Annotated in this window: 12 protein-coding genes and 1 pseudogene; 4 read left to right on the forward strand and 9 right to left on the reverse strand. The window is 70.9% G+C overall.

The genetic code is table 11. The annotated features are described in order from the left end of the window. Positions 1 to 204, forward strand: a pseudogene (locus AB0877_RS30560) (phytochelatin synthase); the annotation flags it as partial. A 75-nt stretch (positions 205 to 279) separates the two neighbouring features. On the opposite strand, the gene AB0877_RS30565 reads toward AB0877_RS30560, so the two are convergent. Together AB0877_RS30565 and AB0877_RS30570 are read right to left on the reverse strand one after the other, a co-directional pair. Next, complete coding sequence (locus AB0877_RS30565) at positions 280 to 981, reverse strand: DedA family protein (RefSeq protein ID WP_366613157.1); 702 nt, start codon at positions 979 to 981, stop codon at positions 280 to 282. A gap of 23 nt (positions 982 to 1,004) precedes the next feature. Then, the gene (locus AB0877_RS30570; RefSeq protein WP_366613159.1) at positions 1,005 to 1,214 is read right to left on the reverse strand and encodes a hypothetical protein; all 210 of its coding nucleotides are present in this window, start codon (positions 1,212 to 1,214) and stop codon (positions 1,005 to 1,007) included. 159 nt (positions 1,215 to 1,373) lie between these two features. Here AB0877_RS30570 and AB0877_RS30575 point away from each other — a divergent pair, with 159 nt between their 5' ends. Then, complete coding sequence (locus AB0877_RS30575) at positions 1,374 to 4,226, forward strand: aconitate hydratase (RefSeq protein ID WP_366613161.1); 2,853 nt, start codon at positions 1,374 to 1,376, stop codon at positions 4,224 to 4,226. Positions 4,227 to 4,448: 222 nt separating this feature from the next. Here the strand turns inward: AB0877_RS30575 and AB0877_RS30580 are convergent, their stop codons facing one another. Further along, a complete protein-coding gene (locus AB0877_RS30580; protein WP_366613163.1) occupies positions 4,449 to 4,880 on the reverse strand; it encodes a hypothetical protein in 432 nt (143 codons plus the stop codon). Between the two features lie 114 nt (positions 4,881 to 4,994). Here AB0877_RS30580 and AB0877_RS30585 point away from each other — a divergent pair, with 114 nt between their 5' ends. Both AB0877_RS30585 and AB0877_RS30590 read left to right on the forward strand, forming a co-directional pair. After that, positions 4,995 to 5,762: a DUF5753 domain-containing protein gene (locus AB0877_RS30585; RefSeq protein WP_366613165.1), complete on the forward strand. Its 768-nt coding sequence runs from the start codon at positions 4,995 to 4,997 to the stop codon at positions 5,760 to 5,762. Next, positions 5,753 to 5,941: a DUF397 domain-containing protein gene (locus AB0877_RS30590; RefSeq protein WP_366613167.1), complete on the forward strand. Its 189-nt coding sequence runs from the start codon at positions 5,753 to 5,755 to the stop codon at positions 5,939 to 5,941. The genes AB0877_RS30585 and AB0877_RS30590 overlap by 10 nt, the downstream gene beginning before the upstream one ends. A 147-nt stretch (positions 5,942 to 6,088) precedes the next feature. Here AB0877_RS30590 and AB0877_RS30595 read toward each other — a convergent pair whose 3' ends face one another. The 6 genes from AB0877_RS30595 to AB0877_RS30620 form a co-directional block, all read right to left on the reverse strand. Then, positions 6,089 to 7,321, reverse strand: a complete 1,233-nt coding sequence (locus AB0877_RS30595; RefSeq protein ID WP_366613169.1) for a sigma-70 family RNA polymerase sigma factor — start codon at positions 7,319 to 7,321, stop codon at positions 6,089 to 6,091. Between the two features lie 29 nt (positions 7,322 to 7,350). Next, positions 7,351 to 7,677 carry a YciI family protein gene (locus tag AB0877_RS30600; RefSeq protein WP_366613211.1) on the reverse strand — a complete coding sequence of 109 codons (327 nt, stop codon included), beginning with the start codon at positions 7,675 to 7,677 and terminating at the stop codon, positions 7,351 to 7,353. Positions 7,678 to 7,772: 95 nt separating this feature from the next. Beyond that, a complete protein-coding gene (locus AB0877_RS30605; RefSeq protein ID WP_366613171.1) occupies positions 7,773 to 8,384 on the reverse strand; it encodes an ATP/GTP-binding protein in 612 nt (203 codons plus the stop codon). Beyond that, a complete protein-coding gene (locus AB0877_RS30610; protein ID WP_030337267.1) occupies positions 8,365 to 8,751 on the reverse strand; it encodes a DUF742 domain-containing protein in 387 nt (128 codons plus the stop codon). The genes AB0877_RS30605 and AB0877_RS30610 overlap by 20 nt, the downstream gene beginning before the upstream one ends. A 5-nt stretch (positions 8,752 to 8,756) precedes the next feature. Then, on the reverse strand, positions 8,757 to 9,179 hold the full coding sequence (locus tag AB0877_RS30615; RefSeq protein WP_091403761.1) for a roadblock/LC7 domain-containing protein: 423 nt from the start codon (positions 9,177 to 9,179) through the stop codon (positions 8,757 to 8,759). 81 nt (positions 9,180 to 9,260) lie between these two features. Further along, positions 9,261 to 11,804: a nitrate- and nitrite sensing domain-containing protein gene (locus AB0877_RS30620; RefSeq protein WP_366613174.1), complete on the reverse strand. Its 2,544-nt coding sequence runs from the start codon at positions 11,802 to 11,804 to the stop codon at positions 9,261 to 9,263. Positions 11,805 to 11,847: the final 43 nt, after the last annotated feature.

Here is an 11,847-nt window from a genome sequence, read left to right on the forward strand (position 1 = left end):
GCGAACATCGCCGGGACCAGCACCGACACCACCGGTGTGAGCCACTCCTACGAGGGCGGGCACTACATCAGCGTCGTCGGCTACCGCGACAACGGCAGCACCGTCACCATCGCCGACTCCGCCGACGCCAACCAGGCCGCCTACCAGATCAGCGTCGAGCACCTCGCCGACTGGATCGCCACCCGCGGCTACGCCACCAGCTGACAAGCACCACCAGCACACACCGAAGGGCCGGACCCCCACCACGGGGCCCGGCCCTTCGGCATGACCAGTCAAAGATCAGTGCTCGTTGCCCGCCCGGACCGGATCGCCATCAGAGGCCACCGCAGCCGACGGACCGTCGGCGGCCACCTCCACGCCGGACGCGCTGTCGGTCGACGCGACGCGGTGGGCGCGGCGGCGCAGCCACCAGGTGCTGCCGAGCCCGGCGAGCACCGCGAGGACCAACCCGGCCCAGGAGATGTCCTTCAGCCAGTGTTCGGCCGCCTTGCCGACCGAGTAGAGCAGGTACGTCGTGCCGAAGGCCCAGACCAACCCGCCGGCCGCGTTCGCCAGGAGGAAGCGGCGGTACGGCACGTGCAGCGCACCGGCGAGCGGCCCGGCGAGGATCCGCAGCAGTGCCACGAACCGACCGAAGAAGACCGCCCACACGCCGTACCGAGCGAAGCTCTGTTCGGCACGGGCGAGTTGCGCCGGGCCCAGGTGTTTGGGGAATCGTCTGCCCAGTCGGGCGAGGAGCGGGCGACCGCCGCGTCGGCCGACGGCGTACCCGACGGAGTCGCCGACGATGGCGCCGAACGCCGCAGCGCTGGCCACCCACTCCGGCTCCACCACCCCGGTGGCGGCCAGCAGGGCGGAGCTGACGAGCACGATCTCTCCGGGCAGCGGGACGCCCATGCTCTCGACGCCGATCACACCGGCGACGATGAGGTAGACCACGCCCGGAGGCAGGGCCGAGAGCCAGTGCTGGACGTCGACCACTCGGCACCCCTTCCGATCCGGCCTCAGACCCTACCCCGGGACCTGGTGAACCGGCGTGCTCGCGGACTCCGCCCGGCCGCCGCCGTCCAGGCTCCACCGCGGGAGTCGAGGGCTGGCGTCAGCCGGCGGGCCGGGGGGTTCGGTTTCTCGACCGGGCCGAGCAGGCCGGCGTAGAAGGCGCGCGAGACCTCCTCGGTGGCGCGCGGACAGGCCAGCAGCACGTGGTGGATCATTGCGATACCCCCTGTCTCGAACCCTGGCGCCCGCTTGCGCAGATAGCAAGACGGACGTACGGTTTTGTTGGAAGCGGATTCGGGCGGTAAGTGTCACCTAACCTCGGCGGCACCCCGACCGGTGCGACAGACTGCTCAGGACTACTCACGGTCGCTGGTGTGAAGGAGTACGACGTGGCGAGCCTCGACACCTTCGGTGCGAAGACCCAGCTACGCGTCGGAGACGCGAGCTACGAGATTTTCAAGATCGACAAGGTGGACGGCCACGCGCGGTTGCCGTACAGCCTGAAGATCCTGCTGGAGAACCTGCTGCGGACCGAGGACGGCGCGAACATCACCGCCGACCACATCCGCCAGCTCGGCGGGTGGGACTCCACCGCCGCCCCGAGCGTGGAGATCCAGTTCACCCCGGCGCGGGTGCTGATGCAGGACTTCACCGGCGTGCCCTGCGTGGTCGACCTGGCCACCATGCGCGAGGCGGTACGCGACCTGGGCGGCGACGCCACCAAGGTCAACCCCCTCGCCCCGGCCGAGCTGGTCATCGACCACTCGGTCATCGCCGACCTGTTCGGCCGCGAGGACGCGTTCGCCCGCAACGTCGAGCTGGAGTACGAGCGCAACAAGGAGCGCTACCAGTTCCTGCGCTGGGGTCAGACCGCGTTCAACGAGTTCAAGGTCGTCCCGCCGGGCACCGGCATCGTGCACCAGGTCAACATCGAGTACCTGGCCCGCACGATCATGGAGCGCAACGGCCAGGCGTACCCGGACACGGTGGTCGGCACCGACTCGCACACCACCATGGTCAACGGCCTGGGCGTGCTGGGCTGGGGCGTCGGCGGCATCGAGGCCGAGGCCGCGATGCTCGGCCAGCCGGTCAGCATGCTGATCCCCCGGGTGGTGGGCTTCAAGCTCTCCGGTGAGATGCCGGCCGGCACCACCGCCACCGACCTGGTGCTGACCATCACCGAGATGCTGCGCAAGCACGGTGTGGTCGGCAAGTTCGTCGAGTTCTACGGCCCCGGCGTGAGCGCCGTGCCGCTGGCCAACCGGGCCACCATCGGCAACATGTCCCCGGAGTACGGCTCCACCGTGGCGATCTTCCCGATCGACGCGGAGACGATCCGCTACCTGGAGCTGACCGGCCGGGACGCCGCGCAGGTCGCGCTCGTCGAGGCGTACGCCAAGGAGCAGGGCCTCTGGCACGACCCGGACGCCGAGCCGGAGTACTCCGAGCGCCTGGAGCTGGACCTCGGCTCCATCGAGCCGTCGCTCGCCGGCCCGAAGCGCCCGCAGGACCGGGTGCCGCTGGGCAGCGCCAAGACGCTGTTCCGCTCCGCGTTGACCGACTACGTGGCCGACGACTCCACCGGTGAGCGTGACCTGAAGCCGAGCGTCGCCCGTGAGGAGCTGCCGCGCGGTGCCAACGGCCCGGCCGACGAGGCCAGCGCCGAGTCCTTCCCGGCCAGCGACCCGCCGGCCAACGAGTTCAGCGACCCGGCCGACGAGCCGCGCGACCTGGAGACGGCCGCGGCCGGGGCCGGTGGCCGGGCCACCAACCCGATCCGGGTCACCGGCACCGACGGCGTCGAGTACGAGCTGGACCACGGCGCAGTGGTGATCGCCGCGATCACCTCCTGCACCAACACGTCCAACCCGCAGGTGATGATCGGTGCCGCGCTGCTGGCGCGTAACGCGGTGGAGAAGGGCCTGTCCCGCAAGCCGTGGGTGAAGACCACCCTGGCGCCCGGGTCGAAGGTCGTCATGGACTACTACGAGCGCGCCGGCCTCACCCCGTACCTGGACAAGCTCGGCTTCAACCTGGTCGGCTACGGCTGCACCACGTGCATCGGCAACTCGGGCCCGCTGCCCGAGGAGGTGTCCGCCGCGGTCAACGAGCACGACCTGTCGGTGGTCTCGGTGCTCTCGGGCAACCGGAACTTCGAGGGCCGGATCAACCCGGACGTCAAGATGAACTACCTGGCGTCGCCGCCGCTGGTGGTCGCCTACGCCCTGGCCGGCACCATGGACATCGACCTCGCCAACGAGCCGATCGGTGAGGACTCCGAGGGCAACCCGGTCTACCTGCGCGAGATCTGGCCGAACAGCGCCGAGATCCAGGACGTCATCGCCCAGGCGATCGGCGCCACCGGTTTCAGCGCCGCGTACGCCGATGTCTTCGCCGGCGACGAGCGGTGGCAGTCGCTGCCGACCCCGACCGGCGACACCTTCGCCTGGGAGAACGACTCCACCTACGTGCGGAAGCCCCCGTACTTCGAGGGCATGCAGCAGGAGCCGAGCCCGGTCGTCGACATCTCCGCCGCCCGGGTGCTGGCCAAGCTGGGTGACTCGGTGACCACCGACCACATCTCGCCGGCCGGCGCGATCAAGGCGGACTCCCCGGCCGGCACGTACCTGGCCGAGCACGGCGTGCCCCGCCACGAGTTCAACTCGTACGGTTCCCGCCGGGGCAACCACGAGGTGATGATCCGGGGCACCTTCGCCAACATCCGGCTGCGCAACCAGCTGGTGCCCGGGGTGGAGGGTGGCTTCACCGTCAACCACCTCACCGGCGAACAGACCTCGATCTACGACGCCTCGATGGCCTACCAGGAGGCCGGCATCCCGCTGGTCATCCTGGCCGGCAAGGAGTACGGCTCGGGCTCGTCGCGGGACTGGGCGGCCAAGGGCACGATGCTGCTGGGCGTCCGGGCGGTCATCGCCGAGTCGTACGAGCGGATCCACCGCTCCAACCTGATCGGGATGGGCGTACTGCCGCTCCAGTTCCCGGTGGACGTCACCGCCGAGTCGCTCGGCCTGACCGGCACCGAGACGTTCACCATCACCGGGGTGACCGCCCTGAACGACGGTGACACCCCGCGCACCGTGCAGGTCAACACCGACACCGGCGTGGAGTTCGACGCCGTGGTGCGGATCGACACCCCCGGTGAGGCGGACTACTACCGGCACGGCGGCATCCTGCAGTACGTACTGCGCCGCATGATCGCCAACTGATCGCGTACGGCTGGTGGAAGGCCGCTCCCGCTCTGGCGGGGGCGGCCTTCGCCGTTCCAGGCGAGGGATGCTCGCTGTCAGAGCGTCCGTAGTCGCTCGGCTACCGCGTCATCCACGGCGCGGCACGCGTAACCCCGTAGCCGCCGTCGCAGGGTGGTCGCCCGATCGGCAGTGTCATGTGACCACCATATCGATCGCCGCCTGCGCCGTCAGGGTGAGCGCTCAGCGCAGCCGCAGTGCGACAGCGCGGGCCTCCTCGTCCGTGAGTGGCAGGAACCAGAGGAAGCGGCGGACGATGGCGATCGGGTCGGGGCCGCCCGGCTGGCCGCGCAGGTCGCGGATCGCCCGGCGGGTGATCCGGGAGAACTCGGGGATCAGGGTCGCCCGGCGGGCGGCGTCCGTGGGGGTCGCTCGCAGTGCCGGGCAGGGCCAGTCCTGACCGCAGGCGTCGCAGGTCCAGAGCGGGCCGTCGGCGGTGTGCGCGACCGGCGGGCCGCTCCGGGAGCGCCAGCGTGACGCGGGTACGACGTTCCCCCCGCGACCGGGACCACGGTACGGGGGGTGCCGTGGTCCGGTCGGGCCGGCGGTGTTCACCCGGGGCGAAGCCGGTTGGCTCGGTCGATGTGGGCGGTGGCAGGGCGTGTCGTCAGGCATCCTGTGCTCCCTCCTCGATGCTGTCTACACAGCACCCTGCCGAGGGTTGCCAAGCGATCACACCGCGTAGACGTATTTCCTGTCGACGTCTGGAACGTTCTGAAGGGCTTGGAGATGAATCGAGCAGTACAGGCGGCGATGGCTGAGCGGGGCCACACAGCGGACAGTCTCGCTGCTCAGATCGGCGTCGATCCGAAGACGGCGGCGAAGTGGGCGAGCACGGGACGAATCCCGCAGACACGTCATCGTGCGCGGGTCGCCGAGCTGCTCGGTCGGAACGTCGAGGAGCTGTGGCCCGACGCGCTGAAGCGCCGGACGCCGGCCTGGTTCCGGCCCTGGGCCGAGATCGAGCGCGAGGCGCTGTCGCTACGGTGGTTCGAGCTGACGTGGATACCTGGTCTGTTTCAGACGAAGGCGTACGCGCTGGCGACGCTGGTCGGCGAGGCGCTGACACCGGCCGAGGCCGACGACCTCGCCGAGGCGCGGCTGAGCCGACAGGCCATCCTGCGCCGGGAACGTCCGCCGCTGCTCGTCGCGATCCTCGACGAGGGAGTCCTCCGGCGCACCCTCGACGGCGACCGGGCCATGATGCGGGAGCAGTGCGAACGGCTGGCCGAGCAGGCCGCCCTGCCGAACGTGTCGCTGTTCATCGTGCCCGGTGACGTGGGCATGTATCCGGGCCTCGGTGGGCCGTTCACGGTGGCCGAGATGCCGGACGGGGCCCGGGTCGCGCACGTCGACAGCCAGGCGCAAGCGCAGCTCATCGACAAGGTTGCCGACGTTGCTACGCTCGACCGACGGTGGGAACGCATTCGCGACGGCGCCCTGTCGCGGGCGCAGTCCCTCAATCTCATCAGGGAAGCGGCAGCCTCATGGACCTGACCGGCGCTCGGTGGCGCAAGAGCAGCAAGAGCGGCAACAACGGCGGAAACTGCGTCGAGGTGGCCGACAACCTCGCGGGCGTCATCGGCGTACGCGACTCGAAGGACCCGGCCGGTCCGGCGCTCGCGTTCGACCCGGCGGCCTGGACCAGGTTCGTGGCAATGGCCAAGCGCTGCTGACCCTCCCCGCGGTCGTGTGTCGAGCGACAGATCGCGCCGATCTTGCAGTTTCGGTCGTCGACATGAGCGCTTCTGTCCCTTGTGTCGGGACAGAAAATGCAAGATCGCGGAGCGGGGGATGACCGACGGTGCCGTGCGGCCGCTCCGCTACCGGTCGAGTTCCTCGGCCCGGTCGAGCAGCGCGCGGCGCTCGGCGGTCGAGCCCACCGCTGCCGCCGCCTCCCGGAACAGTCCTGCCGCGCGTCTCCGGTCGCCCTGCCGGGCCACCAGGTCGGCCTGCACCGCCACGGCGAGCGGGTAGCCGTCCAGCCCTCCCCCGGCACGCGCCGCGTCGAGCAGCACCAACCCGGCGGCCGGCCCGTACGCGTACCCGTGCGCGACCGCCCGGTTGAGCGCGATCACCGGCGAGGGGCGCAGGTCGGCGAGCGCGTCGTAGGCCCGCGCGATCGTCGGCCAGTCGGTGTCGTCGGCCGAGGCGGCGGTGGCGTGGCAGGCGGCGATCCGGGCCTGCCACGCGTACGGCCCGTCCTGGCGTACCCGATGGAGGACTTCCAGGCCCTCGGCGACGGCGGCGTGGTCCCACAGTGAGCGGTCCTGCCGCTCCAGGGTGACCAGGTTGCCGGCGGCGTCGCGGCGGGCGTCCCGACGGGAGTGTTGCAACAGCAGCAGCGCCAGCAGCGCGGCGACCTCGGACTGGTGTGGCATCAGCCGGTCGAGCAGCCGGGCCAGCCGGACCGCCTCGTCGGCGAAGGCCGGTTCGCCGTCGGCGACGTAGCCCCGGGTGAACAGCAGGTACAGCACGGCGAGGACGCCGGGCAGCCGCTCGGTCAGCGCCGGCCCGCTCGGCACCCGGTACGGGATGCCGGCCTGGGCGATGCGCGTGCGTGCCCGGGTCAACCGGCGGGTCATCGTCGACTCGCTGACCAGCAGCAGGCGGGCGATGTCAGCGGTCGGCACACCGCAGACCGTTCGCAGCGTCAACGCCACCCGGGCCTCGATCGCGAGCGCCGGATGGCAGCAGGTGAAGATGAGACGCAGCCGGTCGTCCACCACGTCCTGCCCCGTCTCGGGCTCGGGGTGCGCGCCATCGGGCGTGAGCAACGCCAGGTCGTGCAGCTTGCGCTGCTCCACTGTGGCCCGGCGCAGCACGTCGATCGCCCGGTTGCGCGCCACGGTCATGAGCCAGCCGCCCGGGTTGCCCGGCACACCGTCGGTGGGCCAGCGTTCCAGCGCGACGGTCAACGACTCCTGGGCGCAGTCCTCGGCCAACGCCCAGTCGCCGGTGACCCGGATGAGGGTCGCGACGATCCGTGGGTACGCCTCGACGCCGGCGACCGCGACGGCCTCCGCCGCCGCGCCGGCCGCTGCTCCCGTGCGCATCGGCCGGCGCTGCGAGGTGGACACCTTCGTCAGTCGGGCAGGTCCGCGAACGGACGCAGTTCCAGTCGCCCCTGCCGGGCCATCGGGTGGGTGCGGGCCACCTCGATCGCCTCGTCCAGGTCGGCGCAGTCGAGCAGGTCGAAGCCCACGATCACCTCGGCGGTCTCCGCGAACGGCCCCTCGGAGACGAGCAGCTCGCCGTCGCGAACGCGGACGGTGGTGGCCGCGCTGGTCGGCCCCAGCACGTTGCCGCTCAGGCGGCGGCCACGAGAGTCGTTCTCCGCCACCCACTTGTCGATGTCGGGAAGATCGGTGGGGTCGGTGTCCGGCTCGGTGTCGCTGCAAACGAACATCATGTACTTCATCTGATCGCTCCCTTGGTTTCTCGGGGTGTCGCCAGCATGACGATCGGCCGGGAGCGTTCCGGACACCCTCCCCCGAAAAACTTCGGTCAGTCTCCGCTGGCGGCGCGGCGACGGGCCTCGCGGGTCTTCATGGCGTGCTCCATCAGCGTGACGAGCACCTCCTTGCTGGACTCACGCTGCCGGGCGTCGCAGAGCAGCACCGGCACACCCGGGTCCAGGTTCAGCGCGGCCTGCACCTCGTCGAGCCGGTACTTGCGGGCGTCCTGGAAGCAGTTCACCGCCACCACGAAGGGCGTGCCCCGACCCTCGAAGTAGTCGATCGAGGGGAAGCAGTCGGCTAGCCGGCGGGTGTCGGCCAGCACCACCGCGCCGATCGCCCCCAACGCCAACTCGTCCCAGACGAACCAGAACCGGTCCTGCCCCGGCGTCCCGAACAGGTACAGCACCAGGTCGTCGCTGATGGTGATCCGGCCGAAGTCCATGGCCACGGTGGTGGTGGTCTTGCCCTCCACCCCGGACAGGTCGTCGATGCCGACCCCCGACTCCGTCAGCACCTCCTCGGTGCGCAACGGCCGGGTCTCGCTGACCGCGCCAACCATCGTCGTCTTGCCCACGCCGAAGCCACCCGCGACCAGGATCTTGATCGCGGTGGGCAGTGGCGCCGCTCCCGCCGGCCGGTCAGAGTGCCCGTAGTCCATTGATTACCGCCTCGAAGATGCTGTTGTCGGGAAGACCGGCCGTGGTCTGCGGCTCGCGGACCTGCACCAGGCTGCGGGCCGCCAGATCACCGAGGAGCACCCTGATGGTGCCCACCGGCAGGTCGAGATGGGCGGCGATCTCGGCGACGGACTGTATGCGTTGGCACAGCCCGACGATCGCCAAATGCTCGGGACCAAGACCGACCTCGGGCGTCACCTCGGCTCGGGTCGCCGTGACCAGGGAGATCAGGTCGAATGTGCCGGTGACCGGGCGGGCCCGACCACGCGTCACCGCGTACGGACGCACCACCGGACCGGCGTGGTCATCCACCCACTGATGGTCTGCGGACTCCCCCTGGACCGTCATCGCCGCTACCTCTCGCCGACCTGCTGATCAGTGCCGCGTGACGGTGATGCGACGTACTTGCCGACCCGGGTGACCAGCATCGCCATCTCGTAGGCGATCAGGCCGACGTCGGCGTCCTCACTGGCCAGAACCGCCAGGCAGGCGTTGCGGCCGGCCGCGGTGACGAACAGGAACGACGACTGCATCTCGATGATGGTCTGCTGCACCTGCCCGCCACCGAAGCGCTTGCCGGCGCCCCGGGCGAGGCTCTGGATGCCGGCCGCCATCGCCGCGAGGTGCTCGCCGTCGTCCCGGCTCAACCCCTGGGAGGAGGCCATCAGGAGGCCGTCGGTGGAGAGCGCGACCGCGTGTTCGGCCTGCTTCACCCGGCCCACCAGGTCATCCAGCAACCACGTCAGGTCGGCGCTCGAAGCCGTCTTCTGGGTCACTTCGTCGTCCTCTTCTCACCCGGCTGTGTGCCGTTGTTCGTCTGGGGCTCGACCGTCACACCGCGCATCGTCGGTGCCCGGTCAGGTCGCTTGTGGATCCTCGTCGGTCGGCTCGGACGGCGTCGTCGTCGCCGGTGCGCCGGAGGCGCCGCCGAGCAGCCGCGCCGCGTCGGTCCGCCCACGTCGGGTGCCGGTCTGGTAGGAGCTCATCATTCGGCGAACCTGCTCCGGTGGGCGCACCACATCCTCGTCGTCGGTCTCGGACACCGCCGGGTCGTCTCGCAACTCGGGAACGATGTTCGCCTGTCGGACCCGGACGGGCAGGCCGGAGTCGGTCCGCTCCGCATCGGCGCGGGCGGGCACCGGGCCACCGTCGCCGGCCGGGGCCGGCTCCCCGTCGGCGGTCTCCGAGCGGCTGGTGTCGACGGCGGGCAGGCCGGTGGGCACCGTCGGGGCTTCCAAGGCTGGCTGAGCGGGCCCGCGCCGGGCGCGGGTGGGCAGGTCGGGGGCGCTGGTTGCCGGGCTGGTCCGCTGTCGGGTGGGGAGAACGGTGTCCGCCTCGGCCTCCCCGTCCGCCATCGGACTCGACGCCGCCGGGGTCACCGCCGCCTCCGACGTGGTGGTCGCCGGTGTGGCGAGCGCGACCGGCGCGAGGGACGCCGGACGGCCGCTGTCCGTGGCGGGCGCCGACGGCAGCGGGATGGCCGAGCCGGTCCGGAACGAGCCGGAGTCCTCCGGGGAGGCGTCGGCCTCGGTGACCAGCTCCAGCGGGATCAGCACGACGGCGGTGGTGCCGCCGTACGCGGACTCCTTGAGCCGTACCCGCACGCCGTGCCGTTCGGTCAGCCGGCTCACCACGTAGAGCCCGAGGCGGGCGGCGTTGGCGAGGTTCAGCTCGGACTGGTCGACGATCCGGTGGTTCGCCGCGGCCAGGTCCTCCTCGCTCATGCCGAGGCCCCGGTCCTCGATCTCGATGGCGAAGCCGTTGGCGACCAGTTGACCGCGGACCTCGACCGTCGTGTGGGGCGGGGAGAACGACAGGCCGTTCTCGATCAGCTCGGCGAGCAGGTGGATGACGTCGCCGACCGCGCGGCCGGCGAGCGAGACCGGGCCGAGCGGCAGCACGTTGACCCGGGTGTAGTCCTCCACCTCGGCCACGGCACCGCGCACCACGTCGACCATCGGGACGTTGCGCCGCCAGGCCCGACCAGGGGTGGAGCCGGAGAGCACGATCAGGTTCTCCGCGTTGCGCCGCATCCGGGTGGCCAGGTGGTCGACCCGGAACAGATCCTCCAGCTCCTCCGCGTCGTGCTCGCGGCGTTCCATCGCGTCGAGCAGGGTGAGCTGACGGTGGACGAGCGCCTGCGTGCGTCGGGCCAGGCTCAGGAACACCTCGCGGACGTTGCGACGCAGGTCGGCCTGCTCGACGGCGGTGCGCAGGGCGGTCTCCTGAACGGCGTTGAACGCCTTGCCGACCTGACCGATCTCGTCGGTGCCGAACTCCAGCGGGGGCGCCTCGGTGGCCACGTCGACCTCCTCGCCGCGCCCGAGCCGGTTCACCACCCGGGGGAGCCGCTCGTCGGCGAGCTGCCAGGCGGCCTGCCGCAGCCGCTCCAACTGGCGCAGCAGGTTCCGCGCGGTGGTGATGGAGACGACGACGGAGGCGATGACGGCGAGCAGGCCCAGACCGGTGGCGAGCACCAGCCGGACGACGACCATCACGGCGACGCCGGTGGCCCGGCCGACGATGCCCTCACCGCCGTCGAGCACGACGTCGTTGATCTCGGCCAGCGCGGGTTCCACGGTGCCGCGCCACTGCTCGGCGCCGACCGGTAGCTGCGTCGACGGCCGGCCCTCGCGAATGATGCTGTCCTGCACGGCGCGCAGTCGGGTGAACGCCTCACCCTCGACGAGCTGCTGGTACCGGCGCTGGTCGGGGTCGGCGAGCCGGACCCGGGCCTCCTCACCGACGAACCGCTCCGCGCCGACCAGCGCGACGTAGCGGGCGTACTCGGCGCCGCTCATCCGACCGTTGCCGAAGAGGCCGCTGAGCAGCGCGTCCTCCTGCGAGATCAGCTCCTTCATCCGGTTGAGCTGGATGAGGGCCGCCGCCTCGCCGGCGATCTGCTTGTCGTCCAGGCTGCCTGTCACGTCGTAGATCTGGAAGATCGACTCGATCGCGTCGGTGTACGCCTCGGCGGCGGCGATGCGATCGATCTTGCGGTCGAGCACCTCGGCGCGGGTCTGCTCCAACGTGTCGACCTGGGCGATCGTCATCCGGAGCTGGTTGTCCAGTGCGGAGCTGCCGGCGATGTCGACCTGCCAGTTGCGCACCGAGTCGGCGAAGGCACCGGCAAGCTCGGTGGTCTTGCGGTGTTCGGCCTCGAGGGCCGTCCGCTGCGCGGCCTCAGGACTGCTCAGGTACGCCTGGGTCAACCGCCGCTCCACCTGGAGTTCCTGCAGCAGCGGCTCGCTCGGCACAAAGACCTTGCTGTTGAGCAACTGGACACCGAGAAGGTTGAAGCCGTCACGCAGAGTGACCCACGCCGCGAACATCCAGAGCGCGACCAGGGAGAGCAGCAGGGCGACAACCTTGGTGCGGATACTCGTACCGCGAGAACGCATTGAACCGTCCCAGGCCGGGCGTTGACTCAGCTCATCAACGAAT

Source organism: Micromonospora sp. NPDC047644 (genome assembly GCF_040704315.1).
Lineage (GTDB): Bacteria > Actinomycetota > Actinomycetes > Mycobacteriales > Micromonosporaceae > Micromonospora.